The organism is Niveispirillum sp. BGYR6 (assembly GCF_027568365.1).
GTDB lineage: Bacteria > Pseudomonadota > Alphaproteobacteria > Azospirillales > Azospirillaceae > Niveispirillum.
On the sequence record NZ_JANLNL010000015.1, the window covers coordinates 1 to 26,072 of the forward strand.

A 26,072-nucleotide genomic window follows, 5' to 3' on the forward strand; every position below is an offset into this window, starting at 1 on the left:
TCCAACGCCGCGTCGATCTTCCGCAGCAGGTGATCCGACGGAACAAGCGACGCGATCGTCACCATCTCAAGTTCCGTCTGTTGGGGCGTCTGGGGCTTAAGCATAAACACAGTGAATCAAAAAACCCCGCCATAGGCGAGGGCTTTGTCAGCAGTCTGAGGCCGGGGTTGCCCCCGGCCTGTTCATCACACCGCCGCACCGTGGCAGTGCTTGTACTTCTTGCCGCTGCCGCAGGGGCAAGGCGCGTTGCGCGGGGTGTTGATCCAAGTATCGTCGCCGACCAGATCGGTCTCCTCCGCCACCGGCAACAAGCCGGCGCCAAAGCCGCCACCGGCAATCTGCGGGCTGCGGCGCACCATGCCGTCGGGCAGGGGGGCGTCTGCCGGCGGCATGGCGGGGGCCGCCATGGCCGGGTCGAAACGGCTTTCCTCCCCGATGAAGGGCGGCGGCGTCAGGTCGGGCTCGGTCACCCGCACCTGGATCAGCATCAGCATCTGGGTCACCTGCTCCCGCAGATTATCCAGCAGGCCAGAGAACAGCTCGAACGCCTCGCGCTTATATTCGTTCAGCGGGTCGCGCTGGGCATAGGCGCGCAGGTTGATGCCCTGGCGCAGATGGTCCAGCGACAGCAGATGGTCCTTCCAGACCTGATCCAGGATCTGCAGCAGCAGGCTCTTCTCGATATTGCGGATCAGGTCCGGCCCATAGGCGGCTTCCTTTTCCGCCATCTTGGCCGCAGCGAATTCCAGCAGACGCTCGGTGATCTGCTCATCCGCGATGCCTTCCTCCTTGGCCCATTCCCGCACCGGCAGGTCGGCACCCAGGATGCGCAGGCATTCCTCGTGCAGCAGGTTCATGTCCCACTGTTCGGCATAGGCATTTTCCGGGATGGCGCGGCGCACCATGTCGGTAATCACCTCATGCCGCATTTCCTTGATCATTTCGGCCACATCGGTGGCGTCCATGATCTCCCGGCGCTGTTCATAAATGACCTTGCGCTGGTCATTCATCACATTGTCGTATTTCAGCAGATTCTTGCGGATGTCGAAATTATGCGCTTCGACACGCTGCTGCGCCTTTTCCAGGGCCTTGTTGATCCAGGGGTGGATGATCGCCTCCCCCTGTTCCAGGCCCAGCTTCTGCAACATCCCGTCCAGACGGTTGCTGCCGAAGATGCGCATCAGGTCATCATCCAGCGACAGGAAGAATTTCGACGCACCGGGGTCGCCCTGGCGGCCTGAACGGCCACGCAGCTGGTTGTCGATACGGCGGCTTTCATGGCGCTCGGTGCCCACCACATAGAGACCACCGGCGGCCAGCACCACCTGCTTGGCGGCGGCCACCTCTTCCTTGATGGTCTGGATGCGCGCATCGCGCTCCGGCCCTTCCGGCAGCTCGGCCAGCTCATACTCAATGCGCATTTCCAGGTTGCCGCCCAACTGGATGTCGGTGCCGCGACCGGCCATGTTGGTGGCAATCGTTACGGCACCGGGACGACCCGCCTGCGAAACGATATAGGCTTCCTGTTCGTGGTAACGGGCGTTCAGCACATTATGCGGCACGCCCTTCTGCTTCAGCAGGGTGGACAGCGTTTCTGATTTCTCAATCGAAACGGTACCGACCAGAATGGGTTGCTGGCGCTGCTGGCACTCGGCCACCAGCTTCACGATGGCCTCGTATTTCTCCGCCGCCGTGCGATAGACCTCGTCATCGGCATCGACGCGGCGGACCGGCAGGTTGGTGGGGATATCCACCACTTCCAGCCCATAGATTTCCTGGAATTCGGCCGCTTCCGTCATGGCCGTACCGGTCATGCCGGACAGCTTGGGATATATCCGGAAGTAATTCTGGAAGGTGATGCTGGCCAGCGTCTGGTTTTCCCGCTGGATCGAAACGCCTTCCTTGGCCTCCAGCGCCTGATGCAGCCCTTCGGAATAGCGGCGGCCTTCCATCATGCGGCCGGTGAATTCATCAATGATGACGACCTTGTCGTCCTTCACGATGTAATCGACATTGGCCGTGAACAGCTTGTGCGCCTTCAGCGCCTGGTTCACGTGATGGACCAGCGAAATATTATGAATGTCGTAGAGGTCGCCGCTCTTCAGCAGCTCCATCTCCGTCAGGATCTGCGACACCTTTTCCGTGCCGCTTTCAGTCATGGAGACGGCCTTGGCCTTCTCGTCCTTCTCATAATCGCTCTCGTCCAGGCGCCCGATCACCTTGTTGACGGCGATATACAGCTCCGAACTGTCGGTGGAGGGGCCGGAGATGATCAGCGGCGTGCGCGCCTCATCCACCAGGATGCTGTCCACCTCGTCGACGATGGCGTAATTGAAGGGGCGCTGGACCATGTCCTCGCGCCGATACTTCATATTGTCGCGCAGATAGTCGAAGCCGAATTCGTTGTTGGTGCCGTAGGTAATGTCTGCCGCGTAAGCATCGCGGCGTTCATGATCATCCAGCCCATGCACAATGACGCCGGTGGTCAGGCCCAGGAAGCCATAGAGCTTGCCCATATGCAGGGCGTCGCGGCGGGCCAGATAATCGTTCACGGTGACGACATGCACGCCCTTGCCCTGGAGCGCGTTCAGGTACACGGCCAGGGTTGCCACCAGCGTCTTGCCTTCACCGGTGCGCATTTCGGCGATCTTGCCGGAATGCAGCACCATGCCGCCGATCAGCTGCACGTCAAAATGCCGCATCCCCATGACGCGCTTGGAGGCCTCGCGCACGGTGGCAAAGGCGTCGGCCAGGATGTCATCCAGCGACTCGCCCTTCTCCAGCCGGTCGCGCAGCCAGTCGGTGCGCATCTGCAATTCAGCGTCGGACAGCGCTTGCAGCTTCGGCTCCAGCGCATTGATCGTTTCGACCTTTTTGCGCAAGCCCTTGACCACCCGCTCATTGGCGTTGCCGAACAATTTGCGGGCAATGGCACCGAACATGGAGAACTCCGCGAAGCATAAAGGCAGGAAGGTGAAGAATATGGAACACACCAAACCCGGATCGGCCGTCACCGGCCGCCGGGACAAGGGCACCGTCCCCGTCAAGACAGGGGCCGGCACCGGTGACAGATAAGACCGCTTCGCCTTCCGGTCAACGTGGCTTCACTCAATCCAGCCGCCCGCTGTTGATTTTGGGTGGAAGATGACAGTCTTTTAACGCCATTTTCCGGCCCCGTGATGGCATGGTCTTGCCGGGGCATGGGCACTCATGCTTTATGCGGACAGTCCTGGCGGGGCCCTTTTCGGGGATAGCCGGTCGGGCTGGGTGAATAGATTTCGTGGAAAGCTGGCGGACCTACTGGCCGGCCCAGCCTTTGATGTGAGGGAAATTCCTAAGATGCTGGTCAAGACGATGCGTGCCGCCCTGGTTGTCGCCATGACGACGGCCGCGCTGGGTTCTGTTTCCATGACCGCCCTGGCGCAGGACGCCAAGGCCCCCGCCGACAAGAAGGCCGCCCCGTCGCTGGCCGACGATCCGGTGGTCGCCCGCGTGAATGGCAAGGAGATCAAGCGCTCCGACGTGCTGGCCTCGCTGCAGCAGCTGGGGCCGGAAGCGCAGAACTACCCGGTGCAGATGATCTATCCGCAGCTGCTGGAACAGCTGGTCCAGTCCGAACTGGTGTCGGAGGCCGGTTACAAGGCCAAGCTGCAGGACAGCGCCGAAGTGAAGAAGCGCCTGAAGGAGGCCGAACAGCAGTTCGTTCAGCAGGCCTGGCTGCGCGCCGAGATCGACAAGCGCATGACCCAGGACAAGCTGAAGGCCGCCTATGACAAGTGGGTCAAGGCCAACCCGCCGCAGGATGAAGTGCGCGCCCGCCATATCCTGGTGAAGACCAAGGAAGAGGCCGACGCCATCATCAAGCAGCTGAAGGGCGGTGCTGATTTCGCCAAGCTGGCCGGCGAAAAGGGCACGGATGGCACCAAGACCAATGGCGGCGATCTGGGTTACTTCGTGAAGGACCAGATGGTGAAGGAATTCGCCGAGGCAGCCTTCGCCATGAAGCCCGGCGACCTGAGCCAGACCCCGGTGAAGACCGAGTTCGGCTATCACGTCATCAAGGTTGAGGATAAGCGCAAGCAGACCCTGCCGACCTTTGACCAGGCCGCCCCGCAGCTGCGCTCCGCCGTGGCGCAGGATATCGCCGAAGAGGTGATCCAGGGCCTGCGCAAGGGTGCGAAGGTGGAAACCTTCAACATCGATGGCGGCCCGATGCCGGCCGCCCCGGCCCCGGCGGCTGCCACCCCGGCCAAGCCGGCGGAAAAGAAGTAAGGCCTATCGGGGGACGGTTCGCCGTCCCCCTTTTTGCTTCTGGGGTGTTTTTAGGAATTTCCCCTGCCATTTTATGCGCTTAACCGTCATTCCCGCGAAGGCGTGAATCCATACGACAGCACGGATTTTGGATGGGAATGACGGTGGTGAAGCGTTAGTGACGTTGCTGAACGCTGGGTCGGGGGTAAAGCACCCCAGGAAACAGACGCTCAATCCAGAACGCGCACCGGGTCACCCGCCGTCACGGTGCCGCCTTCCACCACCATGGCGTAGACGCCGCAGATGACATGGTTGAAGCCGGTCTTCAGCGCCTTGATCAGCGGCATGTCGCGTTCACCGGTGCTGGGATTGACCTCCACCGCTGCACAGCGGGTGATGGTCTTGAACACGTCCAGGACCGTATCGCCGATGGCGATGCGCTTGCCCACCCACTGCATCTCCGCCCAGGCCGGCAGGCCCGCCAGATGCAGATTGCCGCGAAAGCGCAGCGGATCGACCGGGGCCTGGGTGACGCGGCCAATATCCTTCACGCTGGCCAGATTGATCAGCGAGACGGCCTTTTCCGGAATGTCGGTGAAATTATGCGCTGCCGACTCCACCAGCTTATAGGGGCCGGGGGCGGCACTGCCATCCATATAGGCGGACAGAAACTGATCGATCAGCATCCGGCCGGTCGGCGTATCGATCCGCCCGCGCGCCACCGGCTTGCCCGCCCGGTTCAGCACCAGCTGGCAGATGGCCGGATCATAGGTTGCCACCAGGGTCGCCAGTTTCTCATCCCGGACCAGGGCCAGGAAGTTGGTCTTTGGCTTCCAGGCCGGGGCCGTGGCGTCGAAATTGCTGGCCCGGTGCAGGATGGCGAAACGCCGATCCTGCGGCAGGCATTCGCCCGGTGACAGGGAAACGCTGTCCAGCTTTTGGGCGGACAGGCTCTTGACCGGGTAATAATGGATGGCGTCGAGGGTCACAGACATGATGGCTACAGCTTAAGCGGGCGGGGTGGGCGCTTGTCAATCGTACCGTTGGACTATGAAGGGCCGGTTACGATGGAATTTCCCAAAAGATAAAGTGCCCCGCCCGCCATTGCCTTAGAGTCTGTCCGGAAAGTTATCCCGCTTTTCGAAGCCTTGCCCTTTCTCTACCGTCATTCCCGCCTTCGCGGGAATGACGGTTAAGGTATTGGAAAATAATTGAAAGCTCTTGGACGGACTCTTACCCCAGCAGGGTCTCCGCCTCGCGTAGGAACGCTTCGTCCAGGGTCGGCGGGGAGATATCCACCCCTTCCGACAGCCGCGCCACCACCTGGCGCAACACCTCTACCCGCGCATACCATTTGGCATCGGCGGGAATCAGATGCCAGGGCGCGTGCTTGGTATGGGTGCGGTCGAACATCTGGTTGGTCGCCAGCTCATATTGCGGGCGGCGGGCGCGGTTGCGCAGATCTTCGGACGTCAGCTTCCAGCGCTTATAGGGATTGTGCAGCCGCTCGCGGAAGCGGCGACGCTGTTCATCCTCGCTGATATGCAGGAACAGCTTCACGATCCGCACGCCATCATCGATCAACAGCCGCTCAAACTCGTTGATCTCATCATAGGCGCGCTGCCATTCGGACGGTTTGGCAAAGCCTTCCACCCGTTCCACCAGCACCCTTCCATACCAGGAGCGGTCGAAAATGGCGAAGGTGCCGGGTTCCGGCAGGCGCTGCCAGAAGCGCCACAGATAATGCCGGCCCTGTTCCTGGGGCAGCGGGGCGGCAATGGGCCAGACATGGGCGCCGCGCGGGTCCAGTGTTTCGGTCAGCCGGCGGATGGCCCCCCCTTTGCCGGCGGCGTCCCAGCCTTCAAACACCAGAATGGCGCGCCGCTTGGAATGCCAATAGGCCTGCTGGACATGCATCACCTGTTCTTGCAGGGACTCCAGCTCCTTCAGATAGGCGGCCTTGTCGACGAACCGGTGTTCCTTCATATCCAGCTTGTCGAGATGCGGGGCGGCGTGACTATTTCCCATGGCGGGTGGAACTCCCTTCAGCGATGAACCGGGTTGGCGCGGTCGTGACCGTGGCTCTATTGTAACGATTTGGTTTCAGGCCTTGCCATGGAAAGCGGCATGGCCGACCCATGGAAATTCGGCAATCCAAGGGGCAAAAGCCCTGGCAAAAAGGAACGGCACGTTGAAAAGCTACTTGATGGCGGGGGCTTCGGCCCTGATCCTCTCCCTGTCCGGCGCCATGGTCCCTGCGGCGCTGGCGGCGGATACACCGACCCAGATGGCACAGGCTGACAAGGCGAAGATGAGCGAGAATCCCTTCTTCCAGGAATGGAAAACCCCCTTCGGCGTTCCGCCGTTCGATGCCATCAAGCCGGCCCATTTCCGCCCGGCCTTTGAAAAGGGCATGGCCGACCAGCTGGTCGAGATCAAGGCCATCACCGATACCAAGGCGGCCCCCACCTTCGCCAACACCATCGACGCGATGGAAAAGAGCGGCCAGTTGCTGGACCGCGTGTCGGCCGTCTTCTCCAACCTGACCTCGTCCAACACCAATGACGAGTTGGACAAGATTCAGCGCGACATGGCGCCGCTGCTGGCGGCCCATGGCAATGCCATCAACCTGAATGCCACCCTGTTCCAGCGGATCAGCACGCTGTACAAGCAGCGCGACCAGTTGAAGCTGACGCCGGAACAGTCCCGCGTGCTGGAACGCTATTATCTGGGCTTCGTGCGCGCCGGTGCCGAGCTGCAGGGCGCGCAGCGGGAGCGGATGGCCGCCATCCTGGAACGGCTGGCCGTGCTGTCCACCAAGTTCAGCCAGAATGTGCTGGCGGATGAAAAGGGTTACAAGCTGGTGCTGACCAGCAAAGACCAGCTGGCCGGCCTGCCCGATTTCGTGGTGGCCGCCGCGTCGCAGGCGGCCAAGGACCGGGGCGAAGCCGGCAAGTACGTCATCACCCTGTCGCGTTCGTCGATTGAGCCGTTCCTGACCTTCTCCGACAACCGGGCCCTGCGCGAGCAGGCCTGGAAGGCCTGGATCGCCCGTGGCGACAATGGCGATGAGCATGACAACAACGCCGTCATCACCGAGATCGTGCAGCTGCGCATCGAGCGCGCCAACCTGCTGGGCTACAAGACCTTTGCGGAATATAAGCTGGCCGACACCATGGCCAAGAATCCCCAGGCCGTGAGCGACCTGCTGATGCAGGTGTGGGAACCGGCCAAGGTGCGCGCCGCCGAGGAACGCGACGAGATGCAGAAGCTGGCCGCCAAGGAAGGCCAGAATATCCAGATCGAGCCGTGGGACTGGTATTATTATGCGGAGAAGGTCCGCAAGGCCAAGTACGACCTGAACGAAGAAGAGATCAAGCCGTACTTCCAGTTGGACAAGATGGTGGAGGCGATGTTCTACACCGCCAACCGCCTGTTCGGCGTCACCTTCACGGAACTGAAGGGCGTGCCGACCTATCATCCCGACGTCAAGGTCTATGAGGCCAAGGACAAGGATGGCAAGCATCTGGCCGTCTTCTACAGCGACAATTTCGCCCGCCCGTCCAAGCGGTCCGGCGCCTGGATGTCGTCCTTGCGCTCGCAGGAGAAGCTGTCGGGCGATATCCGCCCGATCGTGCTGAACAACAACAACTTCGCCAAGGGGGCCGAGGGCCAGCCGACCCTGCTGTCCTTTGACGATGCCACCACCCTGTTCCACGAATTCGGCCATGGCCTGCATGGCATGTTGTCGAACGTGACCTATCCGCAGGTCTCCGGCACCGGCGTGCTGCGTGATTTCGTGGAATTCCCCAGCCAGGTGCTGGAACATTGGGTGGCGGAACCGCAGATCCTGCAGAAATTCGCCGTGCATTATAAGACGGGCAAGCCGATCCCGAAGGAACTGCTGGACAAGATCATCGCGTCCCAGACCTTCAACCAGGGCTTCGCCACGGTGTCCTACACCTCGTCCGCCCTGGTCGATCTGGCCTATCACAGCCTGACCGATGCCAAGGGCCTGAACCCGGACACGTTTGAGCGGGAGACGCTGACCAAGTTGGGGATGCCGAAGGAAATCGTCATGCGGCACCGCAGCCCGCATTTCAGCCACATCTTCTCCGGTGACGGCTATTCATCGGGCTATTACAGCTATATGTGGGCGGAAGTGCTGGATGCCGACGGCTTCAACGCTTTCAAGGAAGCCGGCGACATTTTCGACCCCACCCTGTCCAAGAAGCTGTTGGAGAATGTCTATTCCGCCGGCGGTTCGCGTGATCCGATGGAGGCCTATATCGGCTTCCGGGGTCGCGCACCCAAGGTGGATGCGCTGCTGAAGAATCGCGGCCTGCTGGATAACCGCGTGAACTGAGGAAAGGGGGGCGATCCGCTGGTCGGCAGATCGCCCCCCATACGCAAAAGCCCCGTCCGGGCCGTGATCAATGGCTGGGGCGGGGCTTTTTGTTGCGTGATACCATTCTGCCGAGGGCTTGACCCTTGGCAGAATGCAGGATGGCGACCGCCAGCCCGCCGCACATGCGGCGCGGCCCAAGGCGGCGGATGCCGCCGCCCGGCGCTTGAGGGGATATGAAATCTGCCTTGATCGGTCACGATCAGGGCAGATTGGTATGAGATGGTGCCCGGTTTCTTCAAGCCGACAGCACGGTGGCGGCCGGTGGGGTCCAGCATTCCACCCGGTTGCGACCGCCATGTTTGGCGGCATAAAGCGCTTGGTCGGCCCGTTCGATCAGCCGGTCGGGCTCAATGCCCATATCCGCTTCTGCCGCGCCGAAACTGGCGGTGACATGCAGCACCCGGCCATCGGCCAGCTGCACCGGCAAAGCGGCCAGATCCTGGCGCAGCCGTTCCAGCACGCCCAAGGCCTCCGACAGGCCGGCATCCTTCAGCAGGATCAGGATTTCCTCGCCGCCCATGCGGAACGCCTCATCCATGTCGCGGATGCCGCTGTTGATGGAGGCGGCGGCGGCCACCAGCACCCGGTCACCGGCATCATGGCCATAGGTGTCATTGACCAGCTTGAACCGGTCCAGGTCGCACAGGGCGACGCAGAAGGGCCGGCCGGAACGGCGGAAGCGGCTGGCCTCCCGCATCAGCTCTTCCATCATGCCGGTGCGGTTGCGCAGGCCGGTCAGCGGGTCAATGCCGCTGCCGGCCACGCTGAAGGCGCGTTCGAAGCGGCGGCATTGCTGGATGAATTCATCGAACCGGTCCAGCACCGCCTCATACCCCGCCAGAGAGAGGATTTCACCGGCATGGATGCGAATCAGCATCAGCCGTGCCAACCGGTGCAGTTGTTCATGCAGGGCGATCAGCCGTTCCACCGCCGGCTGCAAGGCCAGCGCCTGCGCCTTGGCCTGGCGCATCCAATGGATGAAGGCCTGTGGCATCGGCACCGCATCCGGCCCCGACAGGCCGGCATCCGCCCCGAAAAAGGCGGCGCGGTGCCATTGCGTCAGCCAACGAAGATGTTCGTCGATGACGGTGGCAAGGCTGCCACTGCCCTGGGTCTGGGAAATCGGCATGGAACACGGGACTCTGTGACAAAGGGGGGAAGAGGCTGGCAGAGCACCAGCCCTCCCTTGTCACGAAGTTAACCCCAATTTAATTCGAATGCGACCCATTCAGACCATGCAAAGGGTCATATCGCCCGGTTGCGTCATTCGGTATCACCGGGCTGCCAGACCCAGCGCCGCCGCGCCTCGGCCAGGGTGCCGGTGGCGATGGCGGCGCGGATATCGCGCATCAGCCGGTTCATGGTGTGGACATTGTGCATGGTCAGCAATTGCAGGCCCAGCATCTCCTCCGCCTTCAACAGGTGGTGGATATAGCCACGGCTGGCCGTGCGGCAGGCAAAGCAGCCACAGGCGGCATCGATGGGCTGGTCATCATCCTTGAAGCGGGCATTGCGCATGTTCAGCCGCTCCCCCTTCACGCCCGGGGCCAGGGCCCAGCCATGGCGGGCGATGCGGGTGGGGCTGACGCAATCGAACGTATCGATGCCCCAGGCAACCCCTTCGAAGATGTCGACAATGCCGCCAATGCCCAGCAGATGCACCGGCCGGTCGGGATGCACATGGCTCATCGCCATGCCCACCACCTCATGCATCTGTTCGCGCGTGGCGCCCAGGCAGCCGCCCACGGCGGTGGCGAAGAAATCGCGGCTGGCGGTATATTCAGCACTCTCCTTGCGCAGGTCGGGATAGACCCCGCCCTGGACAATGCCATACATGGCCTGCGGCAGGCCGTTGGCGGAGATGCCGCCAAATTCGCGGAAGGCCGCCAGCGAACGGTCGCCCCAGCGGTGCGACATCTGCATCGACCGGGCGGTGTAGCGCCGATCCACGTGGAACGGCGTACATTCATCCAACTGCACCACGAAATCCGGCCCCAGCTTGCGCTGGATATCGATGGATTTTTCCGGCGTCAGGAACAGCTTTTCACCATTGGTGTAGCTGCGGAAAGTGGCCCCTTCCTCGGTGATTTTCAGCAGGGTTTTTTCGCGGGTGGTGGTGCGGCGACCCTTCACCTCATCGGCGACACTGCCATGGCCCATGGCGAAAATCTGATAGCCGCCGCTGTCGGTCAGCATCGGGCCATCCCAATTCATCATCTTGTGCAGGCCACCCAGCTTGGCCACCAGATCAGCGCCCGGCTGGATCATCAGATGATAGGTATTGGCCAGGATGATATCCGTCTTCTCTTCCCGCATCTGCTGCGTGGTCATGCCCTTGATGGCCGCCTTGGTGCCGCAGAAGATGAAATTCGGCGTCTGGATGGCGCCATGCGGGGTGGACAGCGTGCCAATGCGCGCCTTGGAACCCGCCGGGTCACGGTGGGTGATATCGAAGGAGAAGCCGGGATAGGTGGAAGACATCGGGGAACCCTGAACCGTCACACAATGGATCGCTGTTGCTGGTGCTGGGTATGGGGGAGAGCGCGCCGCTTGTACAGGGGGTGCGGGCGAATGGCTGGCTTCAGTGGGGGCGGTGGCGGGGATCACGCCGCGTATGGGCACAGGCCAGTATGTAGATGTTCTGCGCGTCAATCTCGAAGAACAAGGCGTAGGGGTAACGCCGTATCAAGGAGCGATGGATGCCCCCTTGAACGGTAGGGAAGATATACGGGGTCTCAGCGATCCGGGCGAAGGCCAATGTCAATGCCTCGTAGAAACGATCGCCCAGCCCGATCGACTGGCTATCATACCAGTCACGGGCTTCTTTCATATCGGTCAGTGCCTCTGACCGGATGAAAACTGCATACATCAGCGATTACGGCGATGCAGTTCATCCATGGCTTGAGCCAGGGGAATAGACTGGCCCTTTCCCGCTCTCAGATCCCGGCTGCGCTGGGCAAGCTCCACCTTCCAGGCGGGAGACAAGGGCACATTCTCCGGCTCCAGGCTGTCACACAATTCGCCGATCAACTGAAGCCGTTGTTCCGGGGACAAGTGACTGAAATCGATCACGGTCATGGCGCACCTTTCTCCCACGCACGGACACTGGTGGAGGTGGGTAGAAGCTCATCGGGTAACAAGCAGTGTAGTTGAAGCTGGCACCACCAGCCACCCCCAAACGAAAACGGGCGCCCCGTTCGGGACGCCCGTTTCCTAACCCTCACACCAACCCGGCCATCACGCCAGCGTGCGCACGTCGGTCAGTTTGCCGGTCAGGGCAGCGGCGGCGGCCATGGAGGGGCTGACCAGATGGGTGCGGCCACCGGGGCCCTGGCGGCTTTCGAAATTGCGGTTGGACGTGCTGGCGCAACGTTCACCCGGCTTCAGCTTGTCGTCATTCATGGCCAGGCACATGGAACAGCCGGGTTCACGCCAGTCAAAACCAGCGGCCACGAACACTTTGTCCAGCCCTTCCTTTTCCGCCTGTTCCTTCACCAGACCAGAGCCCGGCACCACCATGGCATAGACGCCATCGGCCACCTTCATGCCCTTGGACAGGCCGACCTGGGCCACCTCGGCGGCGGCGCGCAGGTCTTCGATGCGGCTGTTGGTGCAGGAACCGATGAACACCTTCTGCACCGGCACTTCGGTCAGCGGCGTGCCGGCGGTCAGGCCCATATAGGCCAGGGCGCGTTCCACGGCCTTCTGCTTGTGCGGGTCCTTGAAGTCAGCCGGGTTCGGCACCGAGGCGGTGATGGCCGACACGTCTTCCGGGCTGGTGCCCCAGGTCACCTGCGGCACGATGTCGGCGGCGTTCAGTTCCACCACCTTGTCGTAAACCGCCCCCTCATCGCTGGGCAGGGTCTTCCAGTACGCCACGGCGCGGTCGAAATCGGCACCCTGCGGCGCACGGGGGCGACCGCGCAGATACTCAAACGTCTTCTCATCCGGGGCGATCAGGCCGGCGCGGGCACCGGCTTCGATGGCCATGTTACAGACGGTCATGCGGCCTTCCATCGACAGGTCGCGGAACGCCTGACCGGCATATTCAATCACATAGCCGGTGCCGCCGGCGGTACCCAGCTTGCCGATGATGGCCAGCGTCAGGTCCTTGGCGGTGACACCCAGCGGCAGGGCACCATCCACCTTCACCAGCATGTTCTTGGACTTCTTGATCAGCAGCGTCTGGGTGGCCAGCACATGCTCCACATCCGACGTGCCGATGCCAAAGGCTAGCGCGCCGAAGGCGCCATGGGTGGCGGTGTGGCTGTCACCGCAAACGATGGTCATGCCCGGCTGGGTCACGCCCTGCTCCGGGCCGACCACATGCACGATGCCCTGGCGGATATCGGCCATATCGAAATATTCAACACCGAATTCCTTGGTGTTGATGCCCAACTGCTCAAGCTGGATGCGGCTCTGTTCGTTCTTCACACCGGCCAGACGGTCCTTGCTGGTCGGCACATTATGGTCGGCCACGGCCAGGGTCTTGCCCGGCTGGCGCACCTTGCGACCGGAAATGCGCAGGCCTTCGAACGCCTGCGGGCTGGTCACTTCATGCACCAGATGCAGGTCGATATACAGCACGCTGGTCCCGTCTTCCTGACGATGGACGGTGTGGCTTTCGAAGATCTTGTCATAAAGCGTGCGGGCCATATCACTCACCTGGGGGATCTCGGGGGAAGATCGAACCGGAAAGGCCATGCCGCCATTCCAGTCACTTTGTTACGTTGGGCCGGAGCATAGCGACAGGACGCGACCCAAACAAGCACCCCGCACGGTCAGACAGGCCGGATTGTATGCAACACAGATTCATGGGCGCTGCATAAGGGGTAGTGGCGCTACCCGGTTAAGGCGGGGGTGGGAACCAGCCGGCGCACCAATCACCGTCCCAGGGCTCACAATCCTCCGTTACCGGCCTATAGCGATGGGGCAGGGGATCGTGCTGGCGCAGGTCGACCACTTCATGGGCATAAATGCGATCCACGCAGACTTGCCAGGAGCGGCTGTCGCAATAGCGCAGGTCAGGATCAAAGACCCGCTTCCAGCTTTCCTGGCAGAGACGGATTTTATCTGCCGGTGCGTGCTGTGCTGCGTCGAAAGCATCATCCTCTGCTTCAGTCTCGGCCATGTAGCCAAGGTTCAGCACGATATGCCAACTATCGAAATTGCTGAGCAATACCCGCTGCACCGGCACGGTTGCGGTTATCCGCACCAGTTTTTCTGTATTCCTCTTGATTTTATAGCGGTCCCACCGCCGCAGCCATGCCCAGATGGGCAGATCGCCAGAGAAGTCTGGCAACCGCTCGGCCATCTGGTTGCGCATCCAGCGGTATGGGCCTGTCATAAAGCCATGGGGATGGTTGCCATTGATGAAGCCCTGCGTCTTCAGCCGTTCCAGGACTGCCTCATCCTGATAGCTGTAGACGCGGACGAAGGGGACGCGCTTGGCGATAATGGCCTTCACGCGGTTGATGTTTACCGGACGTACCATCACCCCCTCGCCATCTTCCCTTCCGGGCTGGGCGGGTCCAGATCGTCGTACAGTGCCTGCGCCTCCGGGGCCGGGCCGCGCCGGGCGGCAAGGGCCTTGATCTTGATCACCCGCACGTAAGGCCCCAGCGGGAAGGTCAGCACATCGCCCACCTTCACCATATGGCTGGCCTTGGCCACCGGTGCCCCGCCCAGGCGCACAGAACCGGATGATGCCAGCTTGGCGGCCTGACTGCGGGTTTTCAGGAAACGGGCGTACCACAGCCATTTATCCAGCCGCAGCCGCCCCTTGGCCATATCGGCGGCATCGCCGGGATCGGCCAGGGTGATATCGTCGCCCCCGCTCATGCCAGCAGCGCCCGCACCAGGTAGGGCAGGCTGTCATCCATGCGGTAATCGACCGAGGAATGGTCGTCGGGAAATTCCTCATACCGGTGGGCGATGCCCAACTGATCCAGCCGGCGGTGCAGGCGGCGGGCCCCATAGACCAGATTATACTGGTCGCGGTCGCCGCAATCGATATAGAGCGCCTTCAGCCCGCGCAGGGCGTCGCCATGGCGTTCCACCATCTGTACCGGGTCCCAGGCCAGCCAGTTGGCCCAGCGTTCCGGGATCAGTTCGCACGTATCATCCGTCACCGGCAGGCGGATGCCCAGATATTGGCTGGGGTCGGGGTCATAGGTTGCCGCCATGCACAGGATCATCAGCACATGGGTATCCTTGCCGTCGGTCTTGCGGGCCGTCTCAAACGCATTCATGAAGCGTTCGATGCTGCCGCCATGCCGTGACAGGGCGCGCAGCACGCCGGGCATATCCGGCAGATAGCAGAGTTCAAACCCGACATCGCCGGAATGGCTGGCCGCCGCCGCCCAGATATCCGGCCGCAGCAGCGCATGGGCCAGCGCGCCGTAACCGCCGCTGCTTTTGCCGAAAATGCCGCGCCGGCCGGTGCCGCCGCAGCCGAACCGTTCCTCCACAAAGGGCACGGCCTCATCACACAGGAAATCCATCCAGGGGCCAAGGGCACTGGAATTGATATATTGGTTGCCGCCCAACCGGGTGAAACAGTCAGGGAAGGCCACCGCCACCGGGGGCAGGGCGCCGCTGTCGATCAGCCGGTCCAGCCGTTCGGGCAGATTCTCCCCGAAATTCTTCCAGTTGGTATGGGCCGGGCCGCCCGCCGTGTAGCCGACAATATCGAACAGCAGCGGCAGATCGCGTCCATCATGGCCCGCCGGCACATAAACGTGCACTTCCCGTTCCGTCGGGTCGCCCTGGCGGTTGCCGCGCAGCACACGGCTATCCAGCATCAGCCGGTGCAGGGTTCCACGCGGGGCGGCGGGGGATTTGCGCATGATGGGGCCTTGGTCCTGTCTGGCGGGTGAAAGGGCGTTGGCCCAATTCTGCGCCGGACGGGTGGCCGATTACAAGCCTTCCACCGGGGGTGGCGGGTTGGTCGCGGGCGGAAAAGCCAGCTGCCCCCCTTTTTGCGCACAGCATTTCCAGGCGAACTGGCGCCTGTTCAGGGATATGTCATGCGGTGACGTCCTGTGCCGTCACGATCACTCATAAGCGTTGGTGCAAACCCGGTCGAAGATGCCCTGTGCCGTCTCGAACGTAGCGGATTCCGGCGCGGCCGCGACCAGGGGAGCGGCCACGCGGGGCATGGAAGCCGACATGAATGCCCCTACCCGCGCCTGCCATCCCGGCAGTTTGTCGGGGCCGTCAAGCGCGGGCCGCGGCGTGTCGAAAACCGTATAATAGCTGCTCTGATATGCCACGATCGGCGTTGCCGCACCGATTTCGGCCACATGGGGCGCAAGGTGCAGGGCACCAAGATAGGTCACTTTACCGGCCGCCACCTCGAACGCCTTGGTGCCGCCATTGAAGCAGGCTGCCCATCGCGCCTGCACCTGCAGCCGTTCCATGACATAGCGACCGGGTGGCATCTGGTAAGCAGCAAATCTGGACTTCCCATCGGCCGATTCAACGATGTTGCTCCGGGGGCAGCCATGGATCGCATTCATATCCGGCTTGCGCGCACCTTGCGGCAGCGGGCAGATGAATGGATCGAACAAAGCGATGGCGGACTTATCCGCCGGAACATCCACCAGTTCCAGCAGCAGCAACCCGTCGGGAGATGAGGCCGTGAACGGTGTCGCCTCATCAACAATCGTCGCACAGCCCGACAGCACCAGCAGCAGAGGCAGCAGAAATACGCGTTTCATCTCATCCTCTAGTTCAACGCCTCTACAAGCCTTCCACCGGGGGTGGCGGGTTGGTCGCGGGCTGAAAGGCCACTTGGCCGATGCGGGCGCGATATTGTTCCAGCGCCCAGGGCACCGACGGAAAGGCCAGATCGTGCCAGGGGATATCAGCCCAATCGAACATCGCCACCTCCAGGCTTTCCGGCCCGGCTTCGATGGCGGGATCGGCCAGGGTGGCGCGATAGATCAGCTGCACCTGGGAAAGGCGCGGGATGTTATAGACGGCCAGCAGCGCATCAATGGCGATGCGGGCGCCCGCTTCCTCAAACGCCTCCCGTGCTGCCCCCTGCTCGGTCGTCTCCCCCAGTTCCATATAGCCGGCGGGCAGGGTCCAATAGCCCCGGCGGGGTTCGATGGCGCGGCGGCACAGCAGGATACGCCCAGCCGTGTCCGTCACCACCGCGCCGACGACGATCTTGGGATTCTCATAGGCGATATAGTTGCATTCCGGACAGACCAGCCGTTCCCGGTCTTCACCGGGCGGGATGGTGCGGATGCGGGGGCCGGCGGTGGGGGCGGGGCTGTCGTCGCTCATGCCCCTACCATGACGCCAACAAGGCGGCACTGCAAGGTGCCGCCTTGTATCGTCAGGGGAAGCCGGGATGGTTTAGTTCTTGGCGTCCTGCGCCGTGTTTTCAATCGCCTTGCCGCCAGATTTGATGTCCTTGCCGGCCCCTTCCACCGTGTTGCAGGCGGTCAGCGCGGACATGGCCAGCAGCAGGGCGCCGGCGGCCAGAACGGCCTTCTTGGAACGGTGAACCATGATCTTTTCCTGTCATCGTTGATGCCGGCCCGCTGGCCGGCTGGACGTGACTAGGAACGGGGCGCCGGTGGCGGCGGTTCCAATGCCTCTGACGCGCTACCCCCTTCGCGCAGAAAGGGCCAGCGGGCGCGATAGCTGGCGGTCTTCAGCGCATATTGCACCGGGTCGGGCGTGCGCGGGTTGGGGCGCAGGATGCCGGCGGCCAGATCATCCAACCCATAGGGCGCATAGAACCCGCCATCGGGTGACAGGCCGACACAGGTGCATTCCACCAGAAACCCGTCAATCCCCGCCCGCCCGCTGGGGATGGGGGCGATGGTACGGCCGAACCGCTGTCGATACCAAAGATGCACACGCGCCTGGTTGCGCAATTCCAGCATCACCCCCAAATCGGCGAACAGCGATTCGGCCCGGCGGATGGCCTGATCCTCTGCCTCCCAACTTGTGTCCGGATCAAAATAGAAAATGTCGTAATCCTTCACCCCCCAATCCGCGGGCAGGCCCGCCCGCTGGTTCCACACCGCCTGATAAAGGCAGCCCGCCACCAGCCAGACATCCGCCAACCCCAGCGCCGGCAGCCGTTGCAGCAGGACGGCGTTGATGGGGTTGGACAGGGCCAGCTGGCGGAAAGCATCGGGGCTCATCGGGCGGCTTTGCCTCAGCCGGGCAGCGTTTCGTCGATCAGGGTGAATGTTGCCCCCGGTTCGCCCGTCACCTCGACCGCGCATTGACCCAGCTTGGCCGGAAGGGTCCAGGTATTGCCCGTTGTGGCCGGTATGGTGACGGTTCTGCGCGTGCAGCGCAGAATCACCTGATCCAGCCGCCCCTTGGCATCGGCCAGGGAAACGGTGCGATGGACCGGGACATATTCCCAGGATGGTTTCGCAGGATCACAGATCATGGGGCGGCATTCCGCCGGCACCCGGCCTGTGATGGCCATTGGTTGGCCAGATGCACCAAGCTGGCGCAATTTTTCCAGCTCTGCCAGTAATGTGGCGTTCTCTGGCAGAGGCTTTGCCTTCGCCAGTCTGCTGCTTGTGACTTCTGCACTGGCAAGCAAGCCCATTTTCAACTCCAGGTCCAACCGTCGGGACAAGACCCTGGCTGCATTCGGATCGCTTTCAATCGGCTCGTCTAGAACTGGAACCATCTGGAGATACCGCAATGCAATGTCGTCCCTGCCCTTGCTTTTCATCAAAGTTGCATAAAGAAGAGAAATATCTATCAGATCAACGAAACGATTGGCATCTTGCTCAACAGTTTCTAGACTGGAATTAGCCTCTTCGATTTTTCCTTCTTTTATTAACTGACGAATTGCTTCCAGTTTCTCATTTACTTCTTTATTTTTTTGTAAATCTGGCTGCAAGAACACATAATTAAAATAAATGTTTTCTAAATAAACAACTTTTCCATTTTCATCGACGGAAGGAATGAAGGCGCATTTTGAAAAATTCTTCAACGCAGTTTCTACAAAAACTTTATTTCCGGCATTTGCTATGACTTTAAAATCAGTTAATTTTCCATCCTCTTGTAATTTTGTCCGGAAGCTAACCCAACCTTCGCCAGTTTTTCCACGTTCCTTCTGTGGAAATTGCGAATCCTTGCAGACCTTTTTGCCGAGATCTATATGTTCATGGCTTGCAGTCGGGGCTATTTGGGCATCGGCTGCCGCAGGTGAAAATAGGAGTATTGCCAATATCGCCTTGAAAAGAAGGGGCGTGCGCATTGCTGTTCCTTGGTTCCGACAATTACCATTTGCCATTTCTGGACATGCTCAAAGGGTTTCGTCAATCAGGGTGAATGTTGCCCCCGGTTCGCCCGTCACCTCCACCGCGCATTGGCCCAGCTTAGCCGGAAGGGTCCAGGTAGTGTCGGTCGTGGCGGGTATGGTGACGGTTCTGCGCGTGCAGCGCAGAATCACCTGATCCAGCCGCCCCTTGGCATCGGCCAGGGAAACGGTGCGGTGAACCGGGACATACTCCCAGGATGGTTTTGCAGGGTCACAGATCATGGGGCGGCATTCCGCCGGCACCCGGCCCGATACAGCCATCGGCGCGCCGGTGGCACCGAATTGGCGCAGCTTCTCCAGGCTGGCCAACATGACGGCATCCTCGGGCTGGGGTTTGATCTTCGTCAGGGTGCGGCCGGTTATCTCTGCGCTGGCCAGCAACCCCAGTTTCAGTTCCAGGCTCAGCCGCAGGCGTAACAGCTTGGCCGTATCAGCGCTGTCGTCGACATCCTTCTCCGGGTTGGGAATTTGCCGCAGGTACCGCAACGCGACGTCATCCTTGCCCCATTTGCTCATCAGACTTGCGCGGAGCAGTATGATCTGGTTCAGATCGGTGATCCGCTTGGCAATCTGTTCGGCACTGTCCAGGCTGGCCGCCGCCTCTGCCAGCCTTCCCTGCATCAGCAACTGTCGGCTCGTCTCTATTTTCTCGGTGGCTTCTTGTTTCGTGTTTTCCTGTGGTCGAGCGAAGGTAAACCGGGCGAAGACATTGAACATGGAAATAGGCTGACCGTTTTCCGTCGGCGGACGACTGAAGCGGCATTTCGAAAGGTTCTCGCGTCCAGCGGCAACGAAGCTCTCTTCACCTGCTTTGGTGACAACTTCCAGATCTGTCAGCTTTCCATCCGGTTGTACCGTAAAGCGAAAGCCGACCCAGCCTTCACCATCCTTGCTGGCTGTCTTCTTCGGAAAATGCGGCTCTCCGCAGGACGTGTTGCCAAGATCGACACGTTCATGGCTGGCTGTGAGGGCTGTCTGGGCTTGTACGGTTGGGAGCAACAACAGGAATACCGTCAATATCGCACTGAACAGAAAGTGTGTGCGCATTTCAGTTCCTTAAATTGCGATAATTGCTGGTTGCCCTGATTACGCAGGTTCAAAGCGTCTCATCGATCAGCGTGAATTTCGTCCCCGGCTTTCCCAACACATGCACTTCGCATTTTCCCCAGCTTTTGGGGATGGTCCAGGTAATGCCGGCTTCGGCCTTGGCCGTCATTGTCTTCTTGTCACAACGGAGAAAAACCGTATCCAGTTGCCCCTGAATATCGGCCAGGGAAACCGTGCGATTATAGGGTGCATAGGACCATTCCGGCTTATCGGGTTCGCAGAAGGCGGGATGGCAATTGACCGGTATCTGCCCGCTGACGCTAAATGGGCTCCCGGATGTCACCAGCTTTTTCAGGTCAGCCAGTCCCGCCAGCAGCTTCTCATCCCCATCACGGGGTGATTTTTCTGCCATCTCATCCGCTGTTCGCTGGGCATCGACATAATGGCCTTCCCGCAGTTCCAGGGACAGGCGCATCCGCAACAACTGGCTGAACTCCCTTTTTTCAATAAAACTTTTATTCTCGCTGATCCCGTCAAGATAGGACAAGGCCAGACTGCTGTTGCCGCGGGCCACCGCCACGGCTGCCCGCATAATCATCAAATGGCTGAATTCATACAGATTACGGCTATTCTTCTCCACCCTCAGCAGGGCGGCCTCGGCGGCATCGACCTGACCGTCTTTCAACAGCCTCTGCGCCTCTTTCAACCGGACGTAAACGGTTTCCGTACTGCCTTTGCTCGGTGGCTCCAGGCGGAAATAATAGCGGGTGCGCAGGTTGCGTGCCTCTTGCCCTGCCGGGGCAATCAGTTCCGGATGTTCATAGCGGCACGTGCTCATCGCCTTCTGGGCGGTTTCGGCGAAGTAGGGTTCACCGAAGGCGGAAATGACCTCGACATCGGTAAAACTGCCATCGGCCTTCATGGTGAAACGGAGATCAACCCAGCCTTCGCGGGATTCGTCGACCAAGGCCGTGGGATAATTACCTTTGCGGTCGCAGATGATCCGCTTTTGCGGCTTTTCTTCTTCTTCCTCTTCTGCCGCGCGGGCGGGAAGGATCGCCATAAGACCGGCGAGGAACAGCAGGGGTAGGGCCAGATAATACCGCATGAGTCCGAATTCCCAACTAGAATTAAAAGAGAAATTATAGCCGCGTTTGCGTCCCAACCTGAAAATGCAAAAAAATTATTCAGATGGGACACTATCCAGTCCTTTATGTCGATGGCGCCATTTTTCCCTCGCTATCGCTCTTCAGTTGATGATTTCATCTTCGGTGGACTGTTGGTTGCTTTGTCGCATGTCCCATCGGCTTCACAGGGTTTCGTCAATAAGCTTGAAACGCGTTCCAGGATTTCCCAGCACGTATACTGTACACTGTCCCCAGCTTTTCGGGATGGTCCAGGTGATACCGGCCTGCGCCTCGAATATCATGGTCTTCCTGTCGCACCGGAACAGAACCTTGCTCAGTTCACCCTGGATATCGGCCAAGGAAACGGTGCGGTTATAGGGTGTGTAGAACCAGTTTGTTTTACCCGGCTCGCAGAAGGCCGGATGACAATTTAGGGGTATCTGGCCATCAATGCTCAGCGGTTGCCCCGCTGTTACCACATCCTTCAATGCCGCAAATTGGGCCAGCAAGGTTTTATCTACCTCCAGTGGCTCCCCTTGCGTGATCTCCTGCACTATCCTTTCAGCGCTGACAAAGCGACCTTCTTTTATTTCCAGCTTGAGCATCAATCTCAAAAGTTGGTCATATTCTCTAGGTTTTATTTGGTTCCGGTTTCGCGCAACCGAATTTATATAAAGAAGTGCCAGGCCATCGTCGTTGCGGGCGGATGCCAGCTCTGCCCGTAATATAATGAGGTGATTATATTCATAAATGTACTTACTGTCTTTTTCAGCCTGGGCCAGTATATTCTCACTGCCTGTGATATCTCCATTCTTTAAGCGTTTATAGGCTTCGTCCAGTTGCTCATGAACCTTGCGGGTGCTTCCTTTGTCGAAAGGCTCTTCGGCGAAAAAATATCGCTTACGCAGATTGTTCACCTCGGTCCCCTTGGGGGCGATCTGTTCTGGCTGTTCATAGCGACAGCTGGCTAGCGCCTCCTGAGCGGCCTTCCCAAAGGCAGGGTCTCCGAAGACATTGACGACTTCAATATCGCTGAGACTGCCGTCTGCCTTCATTGTGAAGCGGAGATCAACCCAACCTTCCCTGGATTGCGCCAACAATTTTGATGGGTATGTGTTGGTACGGTCGCAGACCATCCGCGCTTTTTCCGCCTCCTCCGCTGCAAAGGCGGGCTTAACGGTCACAAGGGCGACCAGCAACAGGGATAAGGTTAGATAATGCCGCATGACGGAAGGCCTGATGGAGAGAATGACACAGGATATTCTGCCATACTCGTCAAAGCCTTGAAGAATGCAACTGAATATCCGGGGTACTTGTATGCCCCTCTCCGGTGTGAAAAAAAACAACCCCGGCGTCGGGTGACGCCGGGGTTTCTGCAATCCGCCTGAACGGAAGGGATTGCTTATTCCAGCCCCTCGAACAGGGCGGTGGAGAGGTAGCGCTCGGCGAAGCTGGGCAGCACGACGACGATCAGCTTGCCCTTCATCTCGGCCCGCGCCCCCACCTCGAACGCTGCGGCCAGGGCGGCACCGGACGAGATGCCGACGGTGATGCCCTCGGTGCGGGCGGCGTCGCGCGCCAGCTCAAACGCACGGACGTTGGAGATGCGCAGCACCTCGTCGATCAGGTTCTTGTCCAGGATGTCGGGCACGAAGCCGGCACCGATCCCCTGGATCTTGTGCGGGCCGGGCAGGCCGCCGGACAGAACCGGGCTATCCTCCGGCTCCACCGCCACCACCTGGAAGCCGGGCTTGCGGGCCTTCAGCACCTCGGCCACGCCGGTCAGCGTGCCGCCGGTGCCCACGCCGGCCACCAGCACATCGGCCTTGCCGGCCGTGTCGTTCCAGATTTCTTCGGCCGTGGTGGCGCGGTGGATGGCCGGGTTGGCCGGGTTCTTGAACTGTTGCAGGATATAGGCACCGGGCGTGCTGGCCACCAGTTCCTCGGCCTTGGCGATGGCACCCTTCATGCCCTGCGGGGCGGGGGTCAGCACCAGTTCGGCGCCCAGCAGCTTCAGCATCTTGCGCCGTTCGATCGACATGCTTTCCGGCATGGTCAGAATCAGGCGATAGCCCTTGGCGGCGGCCACGAAGGCCAGCGCGATGCCGGTATTGCCAGAGGTGGGTTCCACCAGCACGGTGCGGTCGGGCGAAATCTTGCCCTCGGCCTCCGCCGCCTCGATCATGGCCTTGCCGATACGGTCCTTCACGCTGGACAGCGGGTTGAAGAACTCGCACTTGGCGACGACATCGGCCACCACGCCATGCTTGGCGCCCAGGCGGTTCAGGCGCACCAGCGGCGTGGCGCCGACGGTGTCCAGGATGCTGTCATAGATGCGGCCGCGGAATTCGCCACTGGTGGACATTTTACATCTCCCGTGTGGTATTTATCTGAAATACCGGTTCGATTCTGTATATAATCGCTTCAGATGCTGAAATCCAGCTTGGAAGCGGCTTCAGACGGAATGTTGGCCTGATGCGCCCGCACGCACAGATCCTCAATGCTGGTCTGTTCCAGCCGCGCCATCACTTCGTCCTGCAATTCACCCCACAGCGGGCGGACGACCAGCCGGCCCAGATCGGCGCCGACCTCCTCTTCAATCGGGTCTGTGCCCTGTTCCAGCGCGCGGACGACGCGGACGATTTCCGCCACGCTGATGCGGCGGCGTTCCTTGGCCAGCCGGTAGCCGCCCTTGGGGCCGCGCACCCCCGCCAGCACGCCGGCGCGCACCAGCGCCTGCAGCACCTGCTCCAGATAGCGCTTGGGAATGCCCTGGCGCTGGGTGATCTCCGCCGATTGCACGGGTGCCGACCCGGCATTGTAGGCAATGTCCAGCACCGTCTCGATGGCGAACATCAGCTTCTTGGAAATGCGCAGCATCCGCCTTTGTCCTTATCCCTTGGTGCCGGTGGAGCCAAAGCCGCCGGCCCCGCGTGCGGTTTCATCCAGATTGTCCACCTCGTTCCAGGCGGCGCGGGCATAGCGGGCGATCACCATCTGGGCGATGCGCATCCCGCGTTCCACGGTGAAGCTCTGGTTGGACAGGTTGGCCAGGATCACCCCCACCTCGCCCCGGTAATCGGCATCAATGGTGCCGGGGCTGTTCAGCAGGGTGATGCCATTCTTCAGCGCCAGACCGGAGCGGGGGCGCACCTGCGCCTCAAACCCTTCCGGCAGGGCGATGGCGATGCCAGTGGGGATCAGCTTGCGTTCGCCCGGCCCCAGCACCACCGGTTCCGCCACGGCGGCCAGCAGGTCCATGCCGGCGGAATGTTCGGTGGCATAGGCGGGAAGGGACAGGTCGGCGCCATGGGGCAGGCGGCGGACGGCGATGGAGATGCTGGACATATTATTTCTTTCCGTTTTCGAAATGATCAGCGATGCGGGCGGCCAATCGGGCCGCCACATCGGTTTTCGGCAAGTCGGGCCAATCCTCCACCGGCTGTTCCCGGCGGATCAGATGGACGCTGTTGCGGTCCCCGCCAAAGGTGCCGGTGCCAGGAGAGACATCATTGGCGACAATCCAGTCGCAACCCTTGCGGGCCAGCTTGGCCTGGGCATAGGCCAGTACGTTATTCGTTTCGGCAGCGAAACCAACCACCAGTGCCGGGCGCTGTGGCCCGTTGATCGACAGGGTGGCCAGGATGTCCGGGTTTTCCGCCAGCAGCAGGGCAGGCGGCGCCCCGCCTTCCTGCTTCTTCAGCTTCTTCTCCCCCGCCCCGGCGACGTGCCAGTCGGCCACGGCGGCGGCGGCAACAAGGATATCGGCAGGCAAGGCGGCCTGGCAGGCATCCAGCATCTGCCGTGCCGTCTCCACCGCCACCACCGCGACGCCGGGCGGGTCGGGCAGGCGCACCGGGCCGCTGACCAGCGTGACCCGCGCGCCAAGGGTGGCCAGGGCGGCGGCAACGGCATGGCCCTGCTTGCCGCTGGAGCGGTTGGCGATATAGCGCACGGGATCGATCGGTTCATGCGTCGGCCCGCTGGTGACGATGGCATGGCGACCGGCCAGCGGCTTCGGCCCCAGCCGGTCGCGGAACCATTGGGCCAGATGCGCCACGATGGAAAGCGGCTCGCTCATCCGGCCGGGTCCATATTCACCACAGGCCATGGCGCCCTCGTCGGGGCCGATGATGCCCACGCCGCGCGCCGCCAGCAGGGCCAGATTGGCCTGGGTGGCGGCATGTTCATACATGCGCACATTCATCGCCGGGGCCACCAGCACCGGCTTGTCGGTGGCCAGCAGCACGGTGGTGGCCAGATCATCGGCCAGCCCATGCGCCATGCGCGCCAGGATATTGGCAGTGGCCGGCGCCACCAGAATCACGTCGGCCGAGCGGGAGAGCTGGATATGCCCCATCTCCGATTCGTCGGTCAGCGACCAGAGGTCGCGATAAACCTTATCCTCTGACACGGCCTGCAATGTCAGCGGGGTGACGAACTGCGCCCCGCCATCGGTCAGCACCACCCGCACCGCTGCCCCCCGCTCCCGCAGCCGGCGCACCAGATCCGGTGTCTTGAAGGCGGCGATGCCGCCCGCCACGATCAGCAGGATACGTTTGGCCGCAAGGGCCGCACTGTCCGTCTGGATGGAATTCTGCTCAGTCACCAGGGCCTGCCCGCCGGATGGGTGGGGGAGGGCGATTGTTCGCCATCCTTGTGAATGACGCGACTGCTGGGGTGCAAAAGAACGCCGCATCAACTGTGAAATCTAGATATTCGCAATCCGGGACGGATGCAAGCTGCGCTATTCCCCATATCGGGTTGATATTATGCGGTGGGCGCATGGCAAGGGGGCGTTGGCCCAGTCAATAAACGTTTCTGCCGACAATTCCGTTCATGCGCGACAGATTGTCCGGCAGCGCCCGCTTCCCAACCCGCCCTGTGACATGTATATCGATCATCCGCGACCGGGGGGTACTCCGGC

Annotated in this window: 25 protein-coding genes; 2 read left to right on the top strand and 23 right to left on the bottom strand. The window is 61.2% G+C overall.

From position 1 onward, the window contains the following. Positions 1–185: 185 nt before the first annotated feature. Positions 186–2,942 carry a preprotein translocase subunit SecA gene (gene secA / locus PCJ49_RS22695; RefSeq protein WP_269913047.1) on the bottom strand — a complete coding sequence of 919 codons (2,757 nt, stop codon included), beginning with the start codon at positions 2,940–2,942 and terminating at the stop codon, positions 186–188. Between the two features lie 397 nt (positions 2,943–3,339). Between secA and PCJ49_RS22700 the strand changes: the two genes are divergently transcribed. Beyond that, the gene (locus tag PCJ49_RS22700; RefSeq protein WP_269912966.1) at positions 3,340–4,272 is read left to right on the top strand and encodes a peptidylprolyl isomerase; all 933 of its coding nucleotides are present in this window, start codon (positions 3,340–3,342) and stop codon (positions 4,270–4,272) included. Between the two features lie 209 nt (positions 4,273–4,481). On the opposite strand, the gene PCJ49_RS22705 is transcribed toward PCJ49_RS22700, so the two are convergent. After that, a complete protein-coding gene (locus tag PCJ49_RS22705; RefSeq protein WP_269912967.1) occupies positions 4,482–5,246 on the bottom strand; it encodes an MOSC domain-containing protein in 765 nt (254 codons plus the stop codon). Between the two features lie 238 nt (positions 5,247–5,484). After that, the gene (locus tag PCJ49_RS22710) at positions 5,485–6,279 is read right to left on the bottom strand and encodes a polyphosphate kinase (RefSeq protein WP_269912968.1); all 795 of its coding nucleotides are present in this window, start codon (positions 6,277–6,279) and stop codon (positions 5,485–5,487) included. Between the two features lie 163 nt (positions 6,280–6,442). Here PCJ49_RS22710 and PCJ49_RS22715 point away from each other — a divergent pair, with 163 nt between their 5' ends. Further along, positions 6,443–8,617: a M3 family metallopeptidase gene (locus PCJ49_RS22715; protein WP_269912969.1), complete on the top strand. Its 2,175-nt coding sequence runs from the start codon at positions 6,443–6,445 to the stop codon at positions 8,615–8,617. A 277-nt stretch (positions 8,618–8,894) separates the two neighbouring features. Here the strand turns inward: PCJ49_RS22715 and PCJ49_RS22720 are convergent, their stop codons facing one another. From PCJ49_RS22720 to coaBC, 20 genes are all read right to left on the bottom strand, one after another. Beyond that, complete coding sequence (locus PCJ49_RS22720; RefSeq protein WP_269912970.1) at positions 8,895–9,788, bottom strand: diguanylate cyclase; 894 nt, start codon at positions 9,786–9,788, stop codon at positions 8,895–8,897. 134 nt (positions 9,789–9,922) lie between these two features. Further along, positions 9,923–11,140, bottom strand: coding sequence for a tRNA guanosine(34) transglycosylase Tgt (gene tgt / locus PCJ49_RS22725; RefSeq protein WP_153202621.1), 1,218 nt, complete (start codon positions 11,138–11,140; stop codon positions 9,923–9,925). A gap of 100 nt (positions 11,141–11,240) precedes the next feature. Continuing rightward, positions 11,241–11,528 (bottom strand): type II toxin-antitoxin system RelE/ParE family toxin, encoded by a 288-nt coding sequence (locus PCJ49_RS22730; protein ID WP_269912971.1) that lies wholly within the window; start codon positions 11,526–11,528, stop codon positions 11,241–11,243. Next, positions 11,528–11,737, bottom strand: a complete 210-nt coding sequence (locus PCJ49_RS22735; protein WP_269912972.1) for an addiction module protein — start codon at positions 11,735–11,737, stop codon at positions 11,528–11,530. Before PCJ49_RS22735 ends, PCJ49_RS22730 begins: the two co-directional genes overlap by 1 nt. A 159-nt stretch (positions 11,738–11,896) precedes the next feature. Continuing rightward, positions 11,897–13,315 (bottom strand): 3-isopropylmalate dehydratase large subunit, encoded by a 1,419-nt coding sequence (leuC, locus tag PCJ49_RS22740; RefSeq protein WP_269913048.1) that lies wholly within the window; start codon positions 13,313–13,315, stop codon positions 11,897–11,899. Between the two features lie 193 nt (positions 13,316–13,508). Next, the gene (locus tag PCJ49_RS22745) at positions 13,509–14,153 is read right to left on the bottom strand and encodes a DUF3841 domain-containing protein (RefSeq protein ID WP_269913049.1); all 645 of its coding nucleotides are present in this window, start codon (positions 14,151–14,153) and stop codon (positions 13,509–13,511) included. Beyond that, complete coding sequence (locus PCJ49_RS22750) at positions 14,153–14,500, bottom strand: RNA-binding S4 domain-containing protein (protein WP_089288507.1); 348 nt, start codon at positions 14,498–14,500, stop codon at positions 14,153–14,155. The genes PCJ49_RS22745 and PCJ49_RS22750 overlap by 1 nt, the downstream gene beginning before the upstream one ends. Next, entirely contained in the window at positions 14,497–15,507 is a 1,011-nt protein-coding gene (locus tag PCJ49_RS22755) for an alpha/beta hydrolase-fold protein (RefSeq protein WP_269912973.1), read from the bottom strand. Before PCJ49_RS22755 ends, PCJ49_RS22750 begins: the two co-directional genes overlap by 4 nt. Before the next feature lie 207 nt (positions 15,508–15,714). After that, a complete protein-coding gene (locus tag PCJ49_RS22760) occupies positions 15,715–16,380 on the bottom strand; it encodes a hypothetical protein (RefSeq protein ID WP_269912974.1) in 666 nt (221 codons plus the stop codon). A gap of 22 nt (positions 16,381–16,402) precedes the next feature. Further along, entirely contained in the window at positions 16,403–16,954 is a 552-nt protein-coding gene (locus PCJ49_RS22765) for an NUDIX hydrolase (RefSeq protein ID WP_269912975.1), read from the bottom strand. A 72-nt stretch (positions 16,955–17,026) separates the two neighbouring features. After that, complete coding sequence (locus tag PCJ49_RS22770) at positions 17,027–17,182, bottom strand: entericidin A/B family lipoprotein (RefSeq protein ID WP_153205075.1); 156 nt, start codon at positions 17,180–17,182, stop codon at positions 17,027–17,029. Positions 17,183–17,232: 50 nt separating this feature from the next. After that, on the bottom strand, positions 17,233–17,826 hold the full coding sequence (locus tag PCJ49_RS22775) for a nucleotidyltransferase family protein (RefSeq protein WP_269912976.1): 594 nt from the start codon (positions 17,824–17,826) through the stop codon (positions 17,233–17,235). A 14-nt stretch (positions 17,827–17,840) separates the two neighbouring features. Continuing rightward, positions 17,841–18,908: an energy transducer TonB gene (locus PCJ49_RS22780; RefSeq protein ID WP_269912977.1), complete on the bottom strand. Its 1,068-nt coding sequence runs from the start codon at positions 18,906–18,908 to the stop codon at positions 17,841–17,843. 48 nt (positions 18,909–18,956) lie between these two features. Next, complete coding sequence (locus tag PCJ49_RS22785; RefSeq protein ID WP_269912978.1) at positions 18,957–20,018, bottom strand: energy transducer TonB; 1,062 nt, start codon at positions 20,016–20,018, stop codon at positions 18,957–18,959. 49 nt (positions 20,019–20,067) lie between these two features. Beyond that, on the bottom strand, positions 20,068–21,183 hold the full coding sequence (locus PCJ49_RS22790) for a TonB family protein (protein WP_269912979.1): 1,116 nt from the start codon (positions 21,181–21,183) through the stop codon (positions 20,068–20,070). Between the two features lie 144 nt (positions 21,184–21,327). Next, on the bottom strand, positions 21,328–22,371 hold the full coding sequence (locus PCJ49_RS22795; protein ID WP_269912980.1) for a TonB family protein: 1,044 nt from the start codon (positions 22,369–22,371) through the stop codon (positions 21,328–21,330). A gap of 176 nt (positions 22,372–22,547) precedes the next feature. Continuing rightward, positions 22,548–23,510 (bottom strand): cysteine synthase A, encoded by a 963-nt coding sequence (gene cysK, locus PCJ49_RS22800; protein ID WP_269912981.1) that lies wholly within the window; start codon positions 23,508–23,510, stop codon positions 22,548–22,550. 59 nt (positions 23,511–23,569) lie between these two features. Continuing rightward, on the bottom strand, positions 23,570–24,025 hold the full coding sequence (locus tag PCJ49_RS22805; protein ID WP_089288518.1) for an Rrf2 family transcriptional regulator: 456 nt from the start codon (positions 24,023–24,025) through the stop codon (positions 23,570–23,572). 12 nt (positions 24,026–24,037) lie between these two features. Then, complete coding sequence (gene dut, locus PCJ49_RS22810; protein WP_269912982.1) at positions 24,038–24,493, bottom strand: dUTP diphosphatase; 456 nt, start codon at positions 24,491–24,493, stop codon at positions 24,038–24,040. A gap of 1 nt (position 24,494) precedes the next feature. Beyond that, the gene (coaBC, locus tag PCJ49_RS22815) at positions 24,495–25,754 is read right to left on the bottom strand and encodes a bifunctional phosphopantothenoylcysteine decarboxylase/phosphopantothenate--cysteine ligase CoaBC (protein ID WP_269912983.1); all 1,260 of its coding nucleotides are present in this window, start codon (positions 25,752–25,754) and stop codon (positions 24,495–24,497) included. Between the last annotated feature and the right edge of the window lie 318 nt (positions 25,755–26,072).

Coding starts and splice junctions, on each gene's coding strand:
- leuC (WP_269913048.1), bottom strand. CDS start 13,315: ATGGCCCGCACGCTTTATGACAAGATCTTCGAAAGCCACACCGTCCAT.
- PCJ49_RS22805 (WP_089288518.1), bottom strand. CDS start 24,025: ATGCTGCGCATTTCCAAGAAGCTGATGTTCGCCATCGAGACGGTGCTG.
- PCJ49_RS22755 (WP_269912973.1), bottom strand. CDS start 15,507: ATGCGCAAATCCCCCGCCGCCCCGCGTGGAACCCTGCACCGGCTGATG.
- PCJ49_RS22735 (WP_269912972.1), bottom strand. CDS start 11,737: ATGACCGTGATCGATTTCAGTCACTTGTCCCCGGAACAACGGCTTCAG.
- PCJ49_RS22780 (WP_269912977.1), bottom strand. CDS start 18,908: ATGCGCACGCCCCTTCTTTTCAAGGCGATATTGGCAATACTCCTATTT.
- cysK (WP_269912981.1), bottom strand. CDS start 23,510: ATGTCCACCAGTGGCGAATTCCGCGGCCGCATCTATGACAGCATCCTG.
- PCJ49_RS22775 (WP_269912976.1), bottom strand. CDS start 17,826: ATGAGCCCCGATGCTTTCCGCCAGCTGGCCCTGTCCAACCCCATCAAC.
- PCJ49_RS22745 (WP_269913049.1), bottom strand. CDS start 14,153: ATGGTACGTCCGGTAAACATCAACCGCGTGAAGGCCATTATCGCCAAG.
- PCJ49_RS22700 (WP_269912966.1), top strand. CDS start 3,340: ATGCTGGTCAAGACGATGCGTGCCGCCCTGGTTGTCGCCATGACGACG.
- PCJ49_RS22705 (WP_269912967.1), bottom strand. CDS start 5,246: ATGTCTGTGACCCTCGACGCCATCCATTATTACCCGGTCAAGAGCCTG.
- PCJ49_RS22750 (WP_089288507.1), bottom strand. CDS start 14,500: ATGAGCGGGGGCGACGATATCACCCTGGCCGATCCCGGCGATGCCGCC.
- PCJ49_RS22730 (WP_269912971.1), bottom strand. CDS start 11,528: ATGTATGCAGTTTTCATCCGGTCAGAGGCACTGACCGATATGAAAGAA.
- secA (WP_269913047.1), bottom strand. CDS start 2,942: ATGTTCGGTGCCATTGCCCGCAAATTGTTCGGCAACGCCAATGAGCGG.
- PCJ49_RS22795 (WP_269912980.1), bottom strand. CDS start 22,371: ATGCGGCATTATCTAACCTTATCCCTGTTGCTGGTCGCCCTTGTGACC.
- PCJ49_RS22770 (WP_153205075.1), bottom strand. CDS start 17,182: ATGGTTCACCGTTCCAAGAAGGCCGTTCTGGCCGCCGGCGCCCTGCTG.
- PCJ49_RS22720 (WP_269912970.1), bottom strand. CDS start 9,788: ATGCCGATTTCCCAGACCCAGGGCAGTGGCAGCCTTGCCACCGTCATC.
- PCJ49_RS22765 (WP_269912975.1), bottom strand. CDS start 16,954: ATGAGCGACGACAGCCCCGCCCCCACCGCCGGCCCCCGCATCCGCACC.
- PCJ49_RS22785 (WP_269912978.1), bottom strand. CDS start 20,018: ATGCGCACACACTTTCTGTTCAGTGCGATATTGACGGTATTCCTGTTG.
- PCJ49_RS22710 (WP_269912968.1), bottom strand. CDS start 6,279: ATGGGAAATAGTCACGCCGCCCCGCATCTCGACAAGCTGGATATGAAG.
- tgt (WP_153202621.1), bottom strand. CDS start 11,140: ATGTCTTCCACCTATCCCGGCTTCTCCTTCGATATCACCCACCGTGAC.
- PCJ49_RS22760 (WP_269912974.1), bottom strand. CDS start 16,380: ATGAAACGCGTATTTCTGCTGCCTCTGCTGCTGGTGCTGTCGGGCTGT.
- dut (WP_269912982.1), bottom strand. CDS start 24,493: ATGTCCAGCATCTCCATCGCCGTCCGCCGCCTGCCCCATGGCGCCGAC.